18 protein-coding genes are annotated in these 18826 nt (G+C 62.4%); 13 read left to right on the top strand and 5 right to left on the bottom strand.

Annotation, left to right across the window (positions count from 1 at the left end; translation table 11 throughout):
• Window positions 1-154: 154 nt before the first annotated feature.
• Genes SD196_RS12030 through SD196_RS12020 form a run of 3 tightly spaced genes read left to right on the top strand, consistent with a single transcriptional unit; the run spans window position 155 to window position 3751 of the window.
• Window positions 155-625 (top strand): DUF2271 domain-containing protein, encoded by a 471-nt coding sequence (locus SD196_RS12030; protein ID WP_275607224.1) that lies wholly within the window; start codon window positions 155-157, stop codon window positions 623-625.
• Between the two features lie 14 nt (window positions 626-639).
• A complete protein-coding gene (locus tag SD196_RS12025) occupies window positions 640-2802 on the top strand; it encodes a PepSY domain-containing protein (RefSeq protein ID WP_416311516.1) in 2163 nt (720 codons plus the stop codon).
• A complete protein-coding gene (locus tag SD196_RS12020) occupies window positions 2786-3751 on the top strand; it encodes an FAD:protein FMN transferase (RefSeq protein ID WP_416311515.1) in 966 nt (321 codons plus the stop codon). Before SD196_RS12025 ends, SD196_RS12020 begins: the two co-directional genes overlap by 17 nt.
• 3 nt (window positions 3752-3754) lie before the next feature.
• Here the strand turns inward: SD196_RS12020 and SD196_RS12015 are convergent, their stop codons facing one another.
• Window positions 3755-4789 (bottom strand): ATP-grasp domain-containing protein, encoded by a 1035-nt coding sequence (locus SD196_RS12015; RefSeq protein WP_275607227.1) that lies wholly within the window; start codon window positions 4787-4789, stop codon window positions 3755-3757.
• A gap of 384 nt (window positions 4790-5173) precedes the next feature.
• On the opposite strand from SD196_RS12015, the gene fnr reads away from it, so the two are divergent.
• From fnr to SD196_RS12000, 3 genes are all read left to right on the top strand, one after another.
• Complete coding sequence (gene fnr / locus SD196_RS12010) at window positions 5174-5923, top strand: fumarate/nitrate reduction transcriptional regulator Fnr (RefSeq protein WP_275607228.1); 750 nt, start codon at window positions 5174-5176, stop codon at window positions 5921-5923.
• A gap of 144 nt (window positions 5924-6067) precedes the next feature.
• On the top strand, window positions 6068-6625 hold the full coding sequence (locus tag SD196_RS12005; protein ID WP_275607229.1) for a GNAT family N-acetyltransferase: 558 nt from the start codon (window positions 6068-6070) through the stop codon (window positions 6623-6625).
• Window positions 6626-6638: 13 nt separating this feature from the next.
• Window positions 6639-6824, top strand: coding sequence for a hypothetical protein (locus SD196_RS12000; RefSeq protein ID WP_275607230.1), 186 nt, complete (start codon window positions 6639-6641; stop codon window positions 6822-6824).
• A 268-nt stretch (window positions 6825-7092) separates the two neighbouring features.
• On the opposite strand, the gene SD196_RS11995 is transcribed toward SD196_RS12000, so the two are convergent.
• Window positions 7093-7989: a universal stress protein gene (locus tag SD196_RS11995; protein ID WP_416311514.1), complete on the bottom strand. Its 897-nt coding sequence runs from the start codon at window positions 7987-7989 to the stop codon at window positions 7093-7095.
• 75 nt (window positions 7990-8064) lie between these two features.
• Entirely contained in the window at window positions 8065-8796 is a 732-nt protein-coding gene (locus SD196_RS11990; protein WP_275607232.1) for a hypothetical protein, read from the bottom strand.
• A gap of 218 nt (window positions 8797-9014) precedes the next feature.
• Here SD196_RS11990 and SD196_RS11985 point away from each other — a divergent pair, with 218 nt between their 5' ends.
• The 3 genes from SD196_RS11985 to SD196_RS11975 all read left to right on the top strand — a co-directional run bounded on the left by SD196_RS11985 (window position 9015) and on the right by SD196_RS11975 (window position 11793).
• Window positions 9015-9575, top strand: coding sequence for an Hsp20/alpha crystallin family protein (locus SD196_RS11985; RefSeq protein WP_275607233.1), 561 nt, complete (start codon window positions 9015-9017; stop codon window positions 9573-9575).
• A 237-nt stretch (window positions 9576-9812) separates the two neighbouring features.
• Window positions 9813-10721, top strand: coding sequence for a universal stress protein (locus tag SD196_RS11980; RefSeq protein WP_275607234.1), 909 nt, complete (start codon window positions 9813-9815; stop codon window positions 10719-10721).
• Between the two features lie 154 nt (window positions 10722-10875).
• On the top strand, window positions 10876-11793 hold the full coding sequence (locus SD196_RS11975) for a universal stress protein (protein ID WP_275607235.1): 918 nt from the start codon (window positions 10876-10878) through the stop codon (window positions 11791-11793).
• On the opposite strand, the gene SD196_RS11970 is transcribed toward SD196_RS11975, so the two are convergent.
• Entirely contained in the window at window positions 11780-12676 is an 897-nt protein-coding gene (locus SD196_RS11970) for a LysR family transcriptional regulator (protein WP_275611954.1), read from the bottom strand. The two genes, SD196_RS11975 and SD196_RS11970, sit on opposite strands and share 14 nt — an antisense overlap.
• A gap of 113 nt (window positions 12677-12789) precedes the next feature.
• On the opposite strand from SD196_RS11970, the gene SD196_RS11965 reads away from it, so the two are divergent.
• Both SD196_RS11965 and SD196_RS11960 read left to right on the top strand, forming a co-directional pair.
• Complete coding sequence (locus SD196_RS11965; protein ID WP_275607236.1) at window positions 12790-13239, top strand: VOC family protein; 450 nt, start codon at window positions 12790-12792, stop codon at window positions 13237-13239.
• Window positions 13236-13829 (top strand): glutathione S-transferase family protein, encoded by a 594-nt coding sequence (locus tag SD196_RS11960; RefSeq protein WP_370599468.1) that lies wholly within the window; start codon window positions 13236-13238, stop codon window positions 13827-13829. The genes SD196_RS11965 and SD196_RS11960 overlap by 4 nt, the downstream gene beginning before the upstream one ends.
• Window positions 13830-14197: 368 nt before the next feature.
• Here the strand turns inward: SD196_RS11960 and SD196_RS11955 are convergent, their stop codons facing one another.
• A complete protein-coding gene (locus SD196_RS11955; protein WP_416311513.1) occupies window positions 14198-16105 on the bottom strand; it encodes a hypothetical protein in 1908 nt (635 codons plus the stop codon).
• Between the two features lie 448 nt (window positions 16106-16553).
• On the opposite strand from SD196_RS11955, the gene SD196_RS11950 reads away from it, so the two are divergent.
• Both SD196_RS11950 and SD196_RS11945 read left to right on the top strand, forming a co-directional pair.
• Window positions 16554-17468: a hypothetical protein gene (locus tag SD196_RS11950; RefSeq protein ID WP_275607431.1), complete on the top strand. Its 915-nt coding sequence runs from the start codon at window positions 16554-16556 to the stop codon at window positions 17466-17468.
• Window positions 17469-17490: 22 nt separating this feature from the next.
• Window positions 17491-18819 (top strand): hypothetical protein, encoded by a 1329-nt coding sequence (locus SD196_RS11945; RefSeq protein WP_275607432.1) that lies wholly within the window; start codon window positions 17491-17493, stop codon window positions 18817-18819.
• Window positions 18820-18826: the final 7 nt, after the last annotated feature.

Below are 18826 nucleotides of genomic sequence, written 5' to 3'. Positions count from 1 at the left end.
GACCCCATGGACCCGGTAATCTACGTATCCCTGACTCACACACCGATGCCAAGCAGATTTACCTGAAGCCTGTCTGAAGTAGTGTCCTCGATCAGTTCAGCTTGATTTAAGCGCAGCGGCTCAATGTGGAATCTCCCTCCAAGGAGACTCCATCATGAAGATCACTGCCGCTTCCCTGGCCGTGGCTGGCGCTCTTGCTGGCCCCGCACTGGCCCAGGCCCGAGAACTGAACCTGAGCACCACCCTTGCCGACTACAGCGGTAACAAGGCCTATCTGGCCATTTACCTGACCGATGCACAGGGCCAGTACCAGCGCACGCTTTGGGTGGCTGGCCGCAAGGCCAAGTATTACAAGCATCTGGGTGACTGGGCCCGCGGTAGCGGCCTGCGTGCGGCCGAGTTCGATGGCCTGAGCGGTGCCAGTGTCGGTAGCGGCGACACCCTGAAGGTTTCGGTGGAGGTGGCCGACAGCCTGATCGACGCCGGGTACCAGATTCGAATCGACAGCGCAGTGGAGGACAAGCGCTCCAACCGCGCCGAACTGAAGGTACCCCTGACCCTCGACGGAGCCGGCAAGGACAATGCCGGTAGCGGCTACATCTCCGCCTTCCGTTACGATCTTTGAGGACGGCGGCCACCATGCTTCGTCGACTGCACGCCTGGCCAGGCATCCTGCTGACTGCCCTGCTCCTCGTCTTGGCAGGCAGTGGAGCACTCCTCGCGACCCAGCCTCTGGCTGAGCGCCTGCAGGCGGGAGGGGAACCGCGTCGCAGCGTAGCCCAGATCGCCGAACGCGTAAGCCAGGAAGTGCCCGGCCTGGAACGGCTGGAGCGACGCCCCTCAGGCGTGCTGATCGCCTACGGCGAACAAGGCGCGGTACAAGTCTCTCCAATCGACGGTCATATCCTGGGCGCCTATGAGCCTTCCGCCATGTACCGTGTCGCCCGCTCGGTGCACCGCGAATTGTTGCTGGGCGAGCCGGGACACGCGCTGGTGGCGAGCGGCGCGGCGGGCATGCTCCTGCTGAGCCTTTCCGGACTGGCGCTGCTGGCCCGCCGCCAGGGCGGCTGGCGCAAGCTGGCGCGCCCCGTTCACGGCAGCGGCGCTTCGCGCTGGCACAATCAGGTCGGCAGGGGCCTGCTGCCCGTGGCGCTGCTGTTCGGTCTGAGCGGCATCTACTTGTCGGCAGAACACTTCGAATTGATCCCCACGGGTCCGGACCAGGAGCCCGCCCTCCCTGCTCGTCTGGCCCAGGGAGCTGCGCAGTCCCCCGGCAACCTTCAAGCATTGCGCCAGACACCGCTGCGGCAACTGCGAGAACTGGAGTTCCCGGCTCCCGGAGACAGCCAGGCGGCGTACACCCTCGGCACCGCGCAGGGCGACAGCTTCGTCGACCCGGTCAGCGGCCAGTTGCTGGGCTATCGGCCGCACACGTCGACTCAACGCTTCAATGAGTTCCTCTATCGCCTGCACAGCGGCGAGCTGCTGGGGGCGGCGAGCCCCGTGCTGGGTATGGCGGCCCTGGGAGTGCCCTTGTTAGGAATTACCGGCCTGCTGCTGTTCCTGCGCCGCCGGGGGACTCGGGTGCGCAGTACCGCGCAGGCGGCTGCCCACGATGCCGATTGCGTGTTGCTGGTAGGCAGCGAGAGCAATGGCACCTGGGCCTTTGCCAATGCTCTCCAGGAAGTACTGGCGGCAAGCGGAAGGCGGGTGCATGGCGCTGCGTTGAGTCACGGCGCGCGCGAGTTTCCGGCGGCGCGCGAACTGCTGGTGCTGACCGCCACCTATGGTGATGGCGGAGCCCCGCAGTCGGCAGCGGGCTTCCTGGAAAACCTCGAATGCCTTCGCCTTCCACCCGACGTACGCTTCGCCGTGCTGGGCTTCGGCGACCGACGATTCCCACGTTTCTGCCAATACGCCGCCGAGGTAGACACCGCCCTTGCCGGACAAGGCCTGCAACGCCTATTGCCGCGCCGGGACATGGAGGCCGCGCAGCTTCATGCTTTCACGGATTGGGTAAGTGAACTGGGCGACGCCCTGGGTGTGTCCCTGAAGATCGGAAAGGTCTGCGCACCTCGCCCTGAATCCCGGTTCAGGCTGGTGGAGCGACACTTGCACGATGCGCCCGGTGATACCCCGCTGGCGGTGCTGCGCTTCGCCCCGACCGACGGCCCCGCCAGCTACCAGGCGGGCGATCTGCTGGCGGTATACGCGCCGGGGGCCGATGCACCGCGCCAATACTCGCTCGCCAGCGACAGCCGGGACGGCGTGCTGGACATTTGTGTGCGCCTGCGTCGAGACGGGCTGTGCTCAAGCTACCTGCATGATCTCAGGCCAGGTGACGCAATCAGTGCCACGGTGCAGCCACACCGCGCGTTCCGACCGCATTCGGGGAATGCGCCACTGATCCTGATCGGCGCGGGTAGCGGCATTGCCCCTCTGGTCGGTTTCGTACGAGGGAACCTGCGCGACCGTCCGCTCTATCTGTATTGGGGCGGTCGCGTCCCCGAAGCTGGAGTGCCCTTCCAGGGCGAACTCGACAAGGCGCTGGCCGATGGCCGTCTGAATGACCTGCGCACTGCCTATTCGGCGGGGCCACAACGCACCTACGTGCAGGACTGCCTGCACCGGGACGCAACGGAACTTCGCCAACTGCTGGCTGCCGGAGCCCAGATATTGGTCTGTGGTGGGCGTGGCATGGCCGAAAGTGTCCGCAACGCGATCGATGAACTGCTGGGCCCATTGGCGTTGAGTGTTGAGCATCTCAGGGCCGGAGGACGCTACCGTGAAGACCTTTTCTGACCCCTGCACAGTGGATCGTTACGACTTCAATGGTGCGACCATGGGAACCCGCTACCGCGCGGTGCTCTACAGCGCCGAGGTACAGAACGAGGGAGAGTTGGCGCGGCAACTGGACCAGGCTGTCACGCAGGTGGATCTGCAGATGTCGAATTGGCGGCCCGACTCGGAACTGATGCGTTTCAACGACCTGGAGCCGGGCATCTGGATGACTCTTCCGAGTGATTTGCTCTGGGTGCTGCACACCGCGATTCAGGTTGGCTTGGCGTCCGACAGCGCATTCGACATCGCGGTAGGCGATCTGGTCGGCGCCTGGGGCTTCGGACCACCGGCTGGATTGGCCAAGGGTGGGGAACGCGAAGCGCTCAGGCGCCAGCCCGGCCCCAGCGCCGCGGCGGCACTGGAGTTCGACTTCGGCAGCGGCCGGGTACGCAAGCGTCACCGGGTACACCTGGACCTCTCCGGCATCGCCAAGGGCTTCGGCGTCGACCGGTTGGCGCGTTGCCTGGAGGATCGTGGCATCCGCGACTATCTGGTGAGCATCGATGGCGAATTCCGTGCGCGCGGAGGCAAACCCGGCGGCCAGCCCTGGACGGTGGCCATCGAGGCGCCTCAGGAAGGTGTTCGCACGGCCCTTGGCGTGCTGCAGATGGGCGACGGCGGGCTGGCTACTTCGGGTGATTACCGGCACTTCCTCGAACAGGAAGGCACACGCTACGCCCACACCATGGACCCACGTCTGGCCGTACCAGTAGCCAATGACGTGGCCTCGGTTTCGGTGTTGGCGCCAACCTGCATGCTTGCCGACGCCTGGGCCACCGCGCTGATGGTGCTGGGTCCCGAGCGCGGCTCGGCGATGGCGCGCGAGTACGGTCTGAGCGCACTCTTCCTGCTACGCGACAAGGGCGGACTGCGCCAGTTGTGGGTAGATGGCGACGGCGCAGTGGGCTGAGACCTACATCAGGTCGGCCGCCTTGCAGTACTGCCCTGATTGCCCCTTGGGAAATGCAAAGGTGGTCTCCACATAACGACGCGCATGGATGACCGGGGCAGGGATAACTTGAGGATCGAGCGGCTCGCCCCGGAAGCAGCGCAAATGATTGGTCACCATGTCGTACCCGGAAAGGCGACTGAACGCGACCCCACCGGAAAAACGCGGATTGATGTCCATCACCAGGGGCCGTTCACCCCCCACCAGAAACTCGATGTTGATGCAGCCATCGAGATCCAGCGTCGTGGCGATCTGACGAGCTGCGTCGATCAACGCCGGCTCGTTCAGCATTCTGACCGTAACCCCCGCACCGTTGGAGGTTCGCACCAACTCCTGTCGCGCCATTGCTGCCCACTGTCCGTTGTCGCGCCGCCGCACGATGTCCACGACGCACACGTCGCCGTCCAGTAACGGCTGGACGACGTAAGGGCGCCCCATCAGCTTCTTTCGCAGGTAAATCAAATCCTCCTTGTCGAGGATTCGCGCCAGCCCCTCGCTGCACCGGCCATCACGCGGCTTGGCGTGCAAAGGGAAAGGCAGGTCATCTACCGCGGGATTCTCCATCGTCCAGGTCGGGATGGGGTGAACGTCCGGATGATCTCTAAACGTCTCGAAGACCAACCATTTGTCCCGGCTGATGCGAACGGCTTCGGGAGGAGCCATGCACAAGATGATGCCCCGCGCTGAAAACGCATCTCGACACTGCGTGAAAGCATCGACCTCAAGATCAATGAGAGGCAGTACATGGCTTACCTGCTCCGCCTGGCAGATGTCCAGTACGCGGGCGACAAAGGCAGGCATGTCCCTGGCGGGGGGAACGCGATGGAACGCATCCAGCATGACGGACACAGCGCTCCACTCTCGAGGCAGTGTGCTGATGCCCACCACGCGCGCCTGCGGAGCGTGGCGAAGGGCGTGGATGACCGCCTCCGCACAGAAGGATCCTATGGCGGTTACCAGATAGGTCGACGAAAGACCTGAACGAGACTGAATGTTCAATTGAATACTCTGCCAGCGGTACGCCAATAAACACGGCAGAACAATGAAGTCCTTCCTTTCGCACCTTAACCTGGTTCCGCCTGAGCCATTTCGATCAAAGTTCGGAGGGGATCTTGAGTCTTCCAGACCGGTGCGCCTGCCATTCTCTTTCGCGCTTTGGGCCAGATGCTGCGCGCAAGACCTTAAGACAGTGTGAAGAGAGAGGGGCGTGCCTTGCCTTTGCCGAAGCACTCAGGCATGCCGGCAAGGTGAGACCCGTCGATGGCCGGGTGCCGGTGCGAGCGGTATGCGCACCACGCCTGGCCTCCCTTTTGTCGATGTCCCTGTAGCGACGTTGTGCAGCGACTAGACTTTATTGATCGCCCTCTGGTCGGGGCTTCAGCCATGCCAGACACCCGCCGCCCATCACCTCTTCCACAGGTTAACTGCCACGCCTGTTCGCTGAGCCGGCTTTGCCTTCCCGCAAGCCTGACGGACAGCGAAGTCGCGGAGCTGGACCGGATAGTCCGGCGCAATCGACCTCTGCACAGGGGCGAATATCTGTTTCGGGCCGGCGAACCCATGCGGCAGGTATTTGCATTGCGTTCGGGCACGTTGAAGACCTATCTGCTCCAGGCCAGTGGTGACCAGCAGGTGACGGGCTTTGTTCTGCCAGGCGAGCTGATTGGACTGGATGCTATCGGTGCCGCTGAGTTTCGTGGTTTCGCGGTGGCATTGGAGACGTCCATGGTCTGCGCTATCGACCTGCAGCAGCTGGAGGACCTGTCCGGACGTATCCCTGGTTTACGTCACCAATTGCTGCATATTCTCAGCCAGGGTATCCACGGAGAACACGAGCATATTCGTTGCAATCGTGAGCGGGCGGAACAGCGCCTTGCGCAATTCCTGCTCAGCCTTTCGGCACGCTATCAGCAACGAGGACTACGACAGGATCAGTTCACGCTCCCCATGACTCGCGGCGATATCGGCAATTATCTGGATCTCACACTGGAAACCATCAGCCGCTTGTTCACGCGTTTCGTTCAGGATGGACTGATTGAATGCCAAGGCCGGGAGCTGCGCCTGGTCAACCGCTCGGAGCTGTGTCGATTGAGCGGCATGGAGGAGCGGAGCATTTTGCCAAGGGGGGCCTGAGCTTTTCCCCTGGGCGCCTGCCGGTCGGCGGCTGAAGGCGATGAGATGGCGGCCGCTTGATCATGATCAAATTCATGTGTTCCTCCCGGCGTACAAGTAAGTCAGCGGCTCACCCGCTCAGAGGCGCCGTGCCAGGAGGTCTCCATGTCAACTCACTGCGAAGCATCTTGCGAATGTCCGGATGAACACTGGGTCGAGGCTCTGAATGACGGAAGCCATGTACTGATCCGTCCGCTTCGTCCCGAAGACCGAACGCGCGAGGCGGATTTCATTGCCAGGCTGTCTCCGGAAGCACGCCATTTCCGATTCCTGTGCACCATGAAGGAGGTCAGCCCTTCCCTGCTGGATCAACTGATGGCGGTCGACTTCAAGGACAGTGTCGCCTACGTCGCCCTCGCGCACCAGGAGGGAGAGCTGGTCGAGATCGGCATCAGTCGGTACGCGCGTGGGGCGGATCCCCAGCAGTGCGAATGTGCGGTGACCGTGGCCGATGCCTGGCGTCATCGAGGATTGGCCGTGGCATTGATGCGCCACTTGATCGAAGCGGCCAGACTGCAAGGCTTCAAGCAGATGTATTCGATCGATACGGCGGCCAACAGCGCGATGCACGAACTGGCGCGATTCCTTGGATTCAGCAGCCGCCAGGACCCCAGCGATCCCGCGCAAACCATTCATACCCTGCAATTGCAGCCAGCGCCGTAAGGCGGAGGTACTCATGCGTACGCAATTACTCTGCACCGGCGACGGCCGCTGTTACGTGCAGTTGGATCAATACCGGGTTCCTTTCGCCGATGAGCTTCAGGCTCGCGAATATCTGGAGCGACTCCATCAACGCCTCGCAGCACCCCATGAGTTGCCCACGGGCAACCGCCGTGAAAGTGAACGGCGGCACGCCAGCTGAGAGATATCCCGGGCCGCTGTCATGGTTTCCGGACCATGGGCCCTTTTCCGTCTCCTGTCCCTACCCACAACGAGCGAAGGTCACAGATGATTCTCGATGGCTCGTTGATGGACACCAGGCATACGCGGTTCTCCCAGCGATCCCAGAGAAACACATATTGGCTGTCCCCGCCGGCAGGCGTGTAACGAAGCTCCATCCAGGCGACACAGGCAATCGCCCAGATGGAGAGTAATACGACGAGCAGCGCGAACACCTTCATGGTATTGCCTCAGGGACGAACCGCCAGAATGCTGGAGTTGACGCGATACAACGTCTGCTCCGTGGTGCTGCCTATGATCTTCGTCAGCCCAGCGTGATAGAGGGTCCCCATGACGACGACGTCCATTTGCTGCTGGGCAGCGAAATCAGCAATGACTCGCATGGCCGGCCCCTTGGCCAGATGCTGGTAGGGACGTCCCACGCCGAATCGCGCGCCGATATCGTCCATGCGCTGGCGCGAGCGACCGCTCAACTGTTCAGCCACTTCCGGAGTCCAGGCTACCGGGCTTGCGGCATAGGCCAGAAAGCTGGAGCTCACATCGTAGGCCTGCAACAGATGCAGCTCCGCGTCGCATTGCTGAGCGAACTGCCGGGCTGAATCGACAATCCGGTCGTTCAGAGCATTGACCTCGGGCTCGTCCTGCGAAAGGTCGATTGTCGCCAGCACCCTGCGCGGCAACGGATGTGGCGCAAGGCTGACCAGGTGCAGTGGGACCGGGCACTGGCGGAGCAGTTGCCAATCCAGTGGGTGCATCAAGGTTCGGCCCAGCGTTGGCTCGTATTGCATGTCCTTGACCAGAAGATCGACCTGGCGCGTCGTTACCAGTTGAAGAATGTCCTCCAGTGGCTCGGCGCTCCAGATCGCCTCCGCACTGGCATCGATACCCTGCCCACGTAGCAGTTGAAGCTGATCATCGAGCCATGCCTGTCGGCGCTCCTGGATAGCTTCACGGGCACGTTGCTGAGTACTGTAATCGAGAAGCGCCAGGCCAGCTGGCATGCTCCCCAATGCCACAACGTGCAAGCTTGCGCCGAAGGAGCCGGCCAGGGCCTGCGCGCGCACCATGGCCGGGGAGTAGTAAAGGTCGGGATCGCAGATCAGGAGCAGACGGGCAAATGCGTTCATGATGCCTCCGGTGCGGGCACATGGGTGTTATGCCATGAGCCTGTGCCGCTCCAGTGCATCGTACCTTGATACCGATCAAGGGCGGTCCCGGATATGTCCGTCGAATCGGTCAAAGCGCTGCACAGGGCCGTCACGGATCGATGCAGGCCAGGCTCCGCCGAGTGGAAAACGCCGTTCGTCCCGCAGCCAGATGCGAGACGCCGGCACGCCGTACCACTGGCACAAGCGAGCCGCTCGTTGCGCGAGAGGAGCCGGAGCGGCGCAATACACAAGGTCAGGCAGTTGCTCGCTCAGGTATTCCCGAAGTCGCTCCAGTGGACAGGAGTCCAGCCCTGCCTTGGCGAGCAGGCCCAGTGTCCGCAACCAGCTCCGGCAATCGTCGGGAAGGTCGGCCGGGCTGGTCGCATCATGGATGAGCGACAAGCGCACCCACGGCATCCAGCAGGCGAACTCGTCGATTACCGCGGCCACGGCCAGTATTCCACCCTCGCAGGCGAAGACCAGCAGCCGGGAAGCGCCCAGCGGCAAGGGCCACCCCGTGCCGAACGGGCCGCGATAACCGAGCTGATCCGATGTCAGTGGCAGGCCTGGCTGGTGGGTGGCGACGATGAAGCGCCGATCTCGCCCGGGCAGGCTTACATAATCGAATGGACGAGGCTCCCGTCCGTCGTCATTCAGCATGCAGTACTGTCCGGGAATGACGGCCTCCGACTCACTGCTTTCCAACAGCAGACGCAGACACTGGATCGAGCCTGCAAGGGGCAGTACATCCAGAACTCGCACCCGGCAAACAGTCTCCCGTTCCATCCCGTGCCTCCACGGTGAGTGCTGGCGAGATACGCCCGCTACGGCTTCAGGCTAAGTAGCGACGGTCGGTCCGCCTTGATCGCCATCAACTTGCCTCCGGGAAAATGGATGCGATGCCCGAGACCGTATTTGATCGACATCAAAGTGCGCCCCCAGGGTGGCCGCAGAATCGAATGGCCTCCTCGTGAGGCGACCTTCATCCTGCGGAGGAATGCATCATGTCCGAGCCCGCAAAAAAAGTACCCGTCAGCACCATCCCCAGCCAACCGACCAAGGCCTCTGCGCATACCGCCAGCCATTACAATCCATGGCACCCCTTCGAGAACCTGCGCCGGCAGATAGACAACCTCTTCGATGATTTCGGCCGTACCCCTTTACGCCTTCCCTTCGGCCATAGCGCCTTCGATGCCGACCCATTCTGGCGCCGCGACCCGTTCACCCACGGCGCACCTGCCGTGGATGTCAGCGAGCAGGCAGAAGAGTTCAGGATCAACGCCGAGCTGCCCGGCATGGATGAAAAGGACATCGAGATCAAGCTGGCCAATGGCTGCCTGATCATCAAAGGCGAGAAGAAGGAAGAAAAAGACGAAGCACGCAAGGAGTACCACATTTCCGAGCGTCGTTATGGCAGCTTCGAGAGAGTGTTCCGGCTACCTCGGGAGGTGGACCCGGAAAAGATCCAGGCCCAGTTCAGCAAGGGCGTCCTGCAGGTGCAACTGCCCAAGCGCGCCGAGGCGGTTCATCCGGAGAAGATCATTCCCGTCAAGGCAGCCAAGTGAGGTGCAGGCGCCCTCCACGAGCGGGGGGCGCCATTCTTCAATTGCTACGGTCACGGTGCTGGAGGGCGCGGTACATGCCCCACGCGCACGCACTCTCCTGCCGGCCGTCAGTCGATGGATGCAGGTGCATCAGGGCGGCCGGATGCGCGTCGATTCTGCGCCGCGCCGGTGCTGACAATGCGCTGGCGGCGACGCTCTCCCGATCCGCCGCGCCCATTGACATGATCGAGGTACGCCATGAGCCAGATTCAGAAACTCCTGCTGATCGCTCACCCGGACCTGCACGACACTCCGGCGCTGGATCGCGCGACAGCCTTGGCCGCGGCCTGCGGCTCATCCCTGCACGTACTCGCTTACGTGGAGCCCTTCGCCACGTTCAGCCTGTTGGCGCGACACGTGCAGAATGATACGCGTGAGAGCCTGCTGTCGGCGCAGCGTGAGCGCTGGGACAAAGAGTGCCGTTTGCAGCGCGGGCGGGGAGCCGGAATCGATATGACATCCTCCGTCGCCTGGACGACCGATCGACGCGCGGACCTGCTCCAGGCCATCGGAGAGCTGCAACCGGACCTGGTGATCAAGGACATCCAGCATGAGCCGGCACTCAAGCGCTCATTCGTCACTCCGCTGGACTGGCATCTGTTGCGGGAGTGTCCCAGGCCGCTGCACCTGGTACATGACGCATGCCACCCGCTGCCTCGCCGGATCGTCGCGGCAGTGGATCCGGCGGATCCGCGAACCCTGATCAGCGGCATCAACGAGCAGATCATTTCGGCGGCAAACGGACTGGCCCTGCAATGCAGCGCCGAACTCCATCTTCTGTACATCTATGACTGCATGCCGGCCTACATGGCCAATCGCGGCGAAGGCACCGTCGCCTGGGTGGACCTGATCGAGGAATTGCGAAGCTCCCTGCATCAGTCCTTCGCCAGCCTGGCCGACCAGTACGGGGTCCCCCAGGAGCGACGCCACTTCCTGATGGGAACCCCGCTTCGTGGCATATCCCATTTTGCCCAGGAGAACACGATGGACATCGTGGTCATGGGGCGCGTACATCGCACGGGCATCGATCATCTGATCGGCAGCACGACGGAGCACATTCTCGATCAGATACCCAGCGGTGTGCTTGCCGTGGGCTCCGAAAGCTGACGCTTGAGCGTCGTGCGGCCCCAGGGTGCTTTGCCGGTTGGTGGAATTGCAGGCGCAGGTATACCGGACGGGCTGAAGTTGATGAGCATCAAGGTCGAGCCGCCTCCCTCGCTTCAGGCTGCAACTGAAGAGTAACCGGCAGCGGAGCAAGACAATGAGCCAGTACCAGAAAGTGTTCCTGGTCGCCGCCCCTCACTGGCAGCATTCACCTGCTTATCGGCGTGCCTTGGCGATTGTGCGAAGAGGCAACGCATCACTGCATATCGGGATGTTCTTCGAGCCGCGGCTGGGCCTGCCGTTCCTGATCGATCACCAGCGCGATGAACTGCTGACGCAGTGCCGTGCAGAACTGGAACGCGAAACCGAAGAGCTGCGCAGCAGCGGATTGGCCGTGACCTGTGAGGCCGTCTGGAGCGCGGAGCCTTGCAAGGAAATTCTGGAACGCGTGGCGATGCTCAAAGCAGACCTGGTGATCAAGAATGTGCACCACGAGCCAGCTCTGCGACGGGTATTCGTCACACCGCTGGACTACCGCCTGTTGCGCGCCTGCCAGGTCCCCTTGCACCTGGTTGCCGAGGCGCCACACCCATTGCCGCTCAAGATTGCAGCCGCACTGGATGTAGCCAGGCCGGAACTGCTCACGAGCGGGCTCAACGAGGGGATCCTCCAGGCCGCACGGAATATGGCCAACCTTTGCGGCGCCGAATTGCATCTTCTGCATTCCTGCGACCTGCCAACGGCCATCGATTACGACTCGGCGATGCTGAGCAGTAGTTGGGATACCAGTTATGCCGAGCAAGTACGAATCTCGCTCTATCAAACGTTCAACCATGTGGCCGACAAATGGGGTATTCCTGCGGAGCGCCGCCATTTTGTCCTGGGCCCAGCTGCTCAGGAAATCACGAGTTTCATGAACGACCATCAGATTGATGTGATGGTGCTGGGAATGCAACGCCGTCTGGGGCTCGACCGCATCCTGGGAAGTACCACCGAACGGCTGCTGTACCATGTTTCCGGCAGTTTGCTGGCAGTCGGCGCCGATGCGATATCCCCCCCAGTCATGCCGGATTAGGAATCACCGCCCCCAACCGTGGAGAGGCCCAATCAATAAACTGCCGCACCCTCGCCGACAACAACCGAGCATGCGGATAAACCATCTGGACAGGAATATCAGGTAGTTCGAACGCCGGCAGCAACCGCACCAGACGGCCATCGGCCAATTCGTCGGCGACCTGGTAATGCAGCAACCGGCTGATGCCGACACCTTGCTGGCAGGCCAAGCTGGCGACCTGAATCTGGTTGGTGGTCATGCGCGCCGTAACAGCCCGGGGCACGACATTGCCCTGCTCCAGGAATTGCCACTGCTTGCCCTGGGGTGCAAAGGCAACGCAGGCATGATCCAGCAGGTCCGACGGCTGCCGTGGGGTGCCGTTGGCGTGCAGGTATGCCGGGCTTGCGCAATGTACCAGGCGGGTATACCCCAACAGCGTCATCACCAGGGAAGAGTCCGGCAACTGCCCGATGCGAATCGCCAGCTCTATGCCCTCCTCCAGCAAGTCGACCAGGCGATCGAGCAGGATCAACTCCACCTGGATAGTCGGATGCAAAGCCAGGAACTCGTTGACCAGTGGCGCGACGTACCGGCGCCCAAACTCCACCGGTGCAGTGATGCGCAGCAGGCCACCCGGGCTTTTACGCCGGGCATCGAAGCCATGTTCGACCTCATCGAACTCAGCCAATATCCGTCGGCTCCAGGCGAGGAACTCAGCGCCTTCGTCGGTCAAGGCCAGGCGACGGGTATTGCGATTGAGCAACCGCGTGCCAAGGTGTTTTTCCAGCGCCGCGAGGGTCCGGACCACCGACGCCGTGGACTGTCCGGAGGCATTCGCCGCAGCACTGAGGCTACCGCTGTCGACAATCCGCACCAGGGTTGCCATCGCTTTCAATCGGTCCAACTTCAGGCCTCGTCTGTGCAGCAACTGCAATAGTGTTGTCAGCTTACAGGCATTGGTAAAACAGCGGCCAATGGACACACTGGGCGCATCCAGAGACTGTGTGGTTTCCCGCCATGAATGCCGATGCGTCAACCAGCATGCCCAACCCGTCGCCCATCCTAGCCTATGATCACATCGGCATCCGCGTCAGCGACCGCAGCCGAGCCCTTGCGTTCTACGAGGCGCTGGGATTCGTCGAAAGCATGCGGTTCAGCGACTTCGAAGCGAACGAGATGCTTGCCCCAAGCGGCGTACGCATCAACCTGATCTTCAATGGTGCCCGCCAGCTCAATGCCCACAACGTGCTGCTGGATGCGCCCATCAAGCTGCCCGGCATCACTCACCCGGCCTTCATCGTGGAAGACCTGGAGGCACTGCAGGGCTGGCTGTTGCAACAAGGCATCACCATCACCGAAGGGCCGCACCGGATCGGGCCTCGTCGCATTGCGCTGTTCATCCGCGACCCCGACGGCAATGTCCTGGAATTCAACCAGCTATTGGCCAATAACAAGGAAACGCCATGAAACTCTATGACCTGGAACTGTCCGGCAACTGCTACAAGGTCCGCCTGTTCGCCCACTTGGCAAACCTGGAACTGGAGATCGTCCCCGTGGACTTTCTCGGCGGCGAGCACAAGCGAGCGCCGCTGATCGACCTCAACCCCTGGGGCGAGCTGCCCATACTGGTGGATGGGCAGCGGGTGCTACGCGACTCACAGGCAATCCTGGTGTACCTGGCCGGCACCTATGGTGGTGCAGCCTGGTGGCCGGTGGAGCCCCACCTGCAAGCGGAAATCATGCAATGGCTTTCGACAGCCGCCAATGAGATCCAGAACGGCCCCTGCGCCGCACGGCTCGTGGACAAGTTCGGCTACAGCATCGACAAGGCCGACACCCTCGTCCGAGCCGGCCGCATCCTGCCGCTGCTGGACGCACACCTAGCGAAGCACGACTGGCTGGCGCTGTCCCGCCCGACCATCGCCGATTGCGCGGTGTTCCCCTATGTTGCGCTGGCGCCCGAGGGTGGTATCGACCTGGCGCCCTACCCCCACATCGTGCGCTGGATCGACAGGATCCAGCAGTTGCCCGGATTCGTGCCAATGCCGGGGATCTAGCGGAACCTACCGGTGTGCCTTGCATGCACCGGGACAGGCACTCCACGGTAAGCGAGGAGTGCCTGTCCAAATCGACAGTTTCGGATCGATAGCGGGCTCTGGGGCGGCTACCGGCCAGAAGCGGACCTTATTGGGACTTGCTTTTATTGGTCCCGACGAGGCAGCACCGTTGCTACCAAGCGCTAAAACACGTTTAGTCCGAGTTCCTAATAAATGGCGGCCTGTAGCATCACAGTTGGCGGGGATCGGTTCTATGCCTTGCACACGATGGCTGGCTGTGATCATGGGGCTTCTTGGCGACCGTTATGACCAACCTAAGCCCTAGTGCGGTTCGGGCGGCCCGCATGCTAGCCGCTGTGCGCGACGGTTCATGGTTCCTGAAGCGCGCCTCTTGTCCAGCGAAACCAGTAGGGCGTCTGCCTTGCTGCTTCTGACTTAGGGAATCGCCGATGCAGAAGAGTAAAAGCAGCTTGCCCACTGGGTACCTGCCCCAGCAGGCCACCATCTGCTCTGCGGTTGAGCCAGACTACTTGGCTTAGAGCCTGCGCCATCAGATCATGATCGATAAAAAGTCGTTTGAACCAATTATTCGACTCGCTCTCGACCCATTCGACGATATCGCGGCTAATCGCATGGCTCAGACCATTGCCTTCGACGAGCCGAGGCAACTCACTCCAGGCGGTCCATTGTTCGATGTAACGATCCGCTGAGTCTGGCGAGGCCTTGAACAAGGTTGGTGCTGGGCCTACAGCAGGGGTAGTTCGAGCCGCAGAGGCATGGATTCGATCCAGGGCGTTCAGCGTGTATCCGTGCATGCCGGAGAACCTGTCCCATTTTTGTGGAAGCAACAACCAAGCCTCCAGATCCTGCTCAATGGCCACGGTGCGTGCGAGCTCGCGGGGAAGATCCCGTCGTGGCCGAGAGTTGCGCAACCAAATACCTTCATCACCGTAATTATCATCAGCCATCACTAGCCAAGTGGACAGCTGCGGATTATCCAGCACTATCAAGTCCAGGCGGATCTGCTGTGGCAGGTTTTGCCGAAGTCGTTTGTCGATGTCTGACGCATGTTCTGGGGCGAGTTGGCGTAATAAGGGGATCAGGCTTTGTGCTTGCTCGATCTTGCCCAGGGCCACATTTCGGGCGAAAGCCGTCGTCACTAGAGCCTTACGCATGTCCGGACTGAGACCTGGGGTCTCGGACAAACGCACCATGTCTGCAGCTGACAACAGGTTGAAGGCGCGTGACGACTTGGCCTCCACCCTGTGATTCTGATGGATATCCATCAGCTCTTCGATTGTCGATGCCAGGTAGGTGCGGGCGACATTGACCCAAGGCGCAATATCAGTGGGTGATGCGTCAGCGAGCTTCGCAATGGCTCGCAATCGGGAGGAGGCATCGCTTGCAGGATAGGGCTGCAAGCTCTCGAGCAAGGCTGCCCAGGACATGTTGCGAATAACCATTCGCTGCGAGGCTATCGGCAATTGTCTGAACATCTGGCCAACGCCGGTAATCTGCTCTGCACTCATGTCTCTTGATGCCCAGCGAAGTGGTGCCGTAATGGCCCAGGCGGCGTATTCAGCCTGAGAAGCGCTGCAGCTTTCTACTTTCGCCTGCCAACGCTGGAATAGCTGATCCGCTCGTACGTCAGCTTCTCCAGTCGGTGTCAGTGTTTGAGCCGCCACTGCCCACTCGATGCCCCCATTTTCTTCGTAACGCTTCCAGGCCGAGCCTCTCAGGCGCGCATATTCTGGCAGCCGTACGTCATTTGCCTGAGCCAGGTGAGGAGCTACTGCCCATGGTGCGTCCGAAGCGGTCATCACCAGCTGCAACCAGAACCACTGAGGTGAATAATTGGCGGCGTCATCCAGCCAAGCATCAGCAGGAGTGGTGATTCTGCCGGCAAGGTCCAGACCTATAGTTGCATCAAGCTTCTCCTGGAGCGGATACACATCATCGACTTGTTCGGCAACCCATTGCAGCTGCTCCACGGCTTTAGGGGTGTCCTGCGAGTAGTTGTCATACGTCAGCCCAGCGCTATAAATCTCACGCATGCGCCAGTCCGGCAGATTGCGCCAGAGGCGGTACAGATCCAGGGTTGCCCCAATGCCATCAATCGCATGCCAGTGGTCACCGCCGGAGTAGAGAGAGTCGTACTTGCGCAGGGTAGCCTGAACCATTTCACCAGCACTCTTGTATTGCCCAGAGCAATACTCGGTAGGCCAGCCTAATGAGGGGAGCAGGATTAGCAGCACTGCGGCGATCAGGCGCGACATGGGATTTCCTTGAATGTAAAACAATCGTCCTTGAGCGCCCGGTGTTCGTCTATCGTGCTGGCGCGCCCTGTGCCCCTGACAATAGTCGGAAACCATTGAATCGTCCCGATCCGCAAATACGTTCGATCCTCACAATAGGTCTTTAGCAGCCCAATCCAAGAGTCGGCTTCTCGTCACCTTCCCCCCTCCGTCCGCTATGGGTCGGTATCGGCCTCTCATCAGGGGCAGAAACCGGCCAGTGGCGGACATCGGCCGGCGAACGCGAAGGGTGCTTCGCGTCTCCCGTCCCGTTGCCGCCCAATGCGAAGCGCGCTTCGCCCTCCGCCCCATCGCCAATGCGCGAACCCCCTGCCCCGCCGGCCTGCGCGCCGTGGCGCACGCCTGGCACGCTCTCTGCACTTTCTCCTTCGCGGGACCAATCTCGCCAACCTGATTCAAGGAGAAGGACATGCACGACATCGGCACATCCAGACCGGGCGGTTGGGGGCCTGGCTACAACGAGTTCGAACAGGAGCTGGCTGGCGAGTTCGGCCAGGAATTGGCAGGCGAATTCGAGTTCGAGTCGCAACTCGGATACGCCGAAACCGAGTTCGAGAACGAGTTTGAAAACGAATTCGAGACCGAGGTCTCGGGCGAGATGCAGGAGCTCGAACTCGCCGCCGAGCTGCTCTCGGTCAACAACGAGCAGCAGATGGAACAGTTCCTCGGCGGCCTCATCAAGTCCGTGGGCCGGGTCGCGACCAACTTCGCAAAATCCTCGGCGGGCAAGGCGCTCGGCGGCATCCTGCGCTCGGCGGTGAAGTCGGCGCTGCCGGTGGTCGGCGGTGCCCTGGGCAACCTCATCGTGCCCGGCGCGGGCGGCGTGATCGGCGGCAAGCTGGCCAGCATGGCCGGCAGCGCGGTCGGGCTCGAACTGGAAGGGCTCAGCAACGAGGACCGCGAATTCGAGGTGGCGCGCCGTCTCGTACGTATCGGCCAGCACGCGGCCAATCACCTGGTGAGCATGCCGCCGAACGTCCCGCCATCGCGGGCCGCACGCATCGCCTTCCTGCGCGGGGCCAACCAGGTCGCACCGGGCCTCCTGCCCGTCATGCGACAGATCGCACGCACCGGCATTGCCGCGGCACGCCAGAGCGCCACGCCGATCTTCGGCCCGGCCGGCGCGTCCGTGGGTACGCCGGTGCCCGCCTATGGAGTGCCCAGACCCAATGCCCAGGGGATGACGGACGCCTCGGCGAGCTGCCCAAATTGCGGGAGTGCGCAGAGCCAGGCTGCGAACGTACCGAGCAGCGGCGTCTGGCGCCGTTCACGCAGCGGCCGCACGATCATCCTGTATCTCGTCGCGCCTCGACCTGGTTATTGAGACCCCTCGGGAGGTGAGCGCGATGAACGCGTGCACCATGGCCTTGCGGCTGATCGAACAGGAAGTGCTCGGCATACGCGCACGTCTCGATGCGCAGTTGCCCTATGCCCTGCAGATGCCGATGGTTCCGGCGGCCAATGTGAGTGACGAAGCCATGTCGGCGATCGAGCGCCACATGCAGGCGGCGCGCCAGCAGTTGCGCGTGCGTATCGCGAGCTTCCTGCAGCGGTTGCGCAGTCTGCGCTCGACGCCGCAGAACATCGCACTCGCGCAGCGCCACTACGCGCTCCTGAAGCTGTACTTCCACGCGTCGCTCACGCACTTCGAGATCTTCGCCGAAGTGCTCACGCAGCGCAGTCAGCACGGCACGGGAATCTGGCTGTCGGGACTGGACGTCGCCGCCCAGGATGGCCTCAAGCAGCCGGGCGTGAACCTGCAGGCGCCGCCGGTGATCTGCTACGTGGAACGCGGACACGGCGGCGCAATCAGGCGCGCACGCACGCGTTTGCCGGGAGGCGGGGCCAACCCGGTGGCCGTGATCCGCATTCCGCGCGAACGCATGGTCGGCACCGGCATCGCCGCGTCGCTGTTCCATGAAGTCGGGCACCAGGCGTCGGCGCTGCTCGATCTTGCCAACAGCTATCGCCGGGCGACGGCAGCCAACGTCTCCCAGGGGCCACCCTGGTGGCGCGCATGGGATCGCTGGATCAGCGAGATCGTCGCGGATCTCTGGGCCGTTTCGAGGGTGGGCATCAGCGCGACCTGCGGGCTGATCAGCGTGGTGAGCCTGCCGCGCGCCTTCGTCCTGCGCATCAACCTGGACGACCCGCATCCGGCACCCTGGATTCGCGTCAAGTTGTCCGTCGCCATGGGCCGGGCGCTCTACCCGGACCCGCAGTGGGCGGACCTGGAGCAGATGTGGGAACGGCTCTACCCGCGCACGCAGATGAGCGCCAGCCAGCGCGGCGCGTTCGAGATGCTCGACCAGGCCATTCCGCAGTTCGTTGCCGCATTGCTCGCACTGCGCCCAGCGAGCCTGGGCGGGCGCAGCGTAGGCCGGGCGCTCAGCCTGCCGGGACGGCATCCACGACAACTGCTTGCCCTGTGGGAGCGAGTGAAGGCACGGCCGCAGCAGCTTCTCGCCGACACCCCGACGCTCGCCTTCGCGGTACTGGGCCAGGCGCGCTTCAGCGGACTGTTGCCGGCCAGCCAGGAACTGAAGGTCATCGCCGAACTGCTGCAACGCTGGGCGCTGGCCGGCTACCTGCCATGGAGCGCCGGCAGTGCCCAGTTGAGCGTGGTGCTGAACCAGCGCAAGGCGGGGTCGATTCCGTTTGCATCCAATGTCTGACCCGTAA

Source organism: Pseudomonas macauensis, from assembly GCF_047902425.1.
GTDB lineage: Bacteria > Pseudomonadota > Gammaproteobacteria > Pseudomonadales > Pseudomonadaceae > Pseudomonas.
The sequence above is the reverse complement of the archived record's forward strand: the minus strand, read 5'-3'. Positions and strand labels throughout refer to the sequence as shown.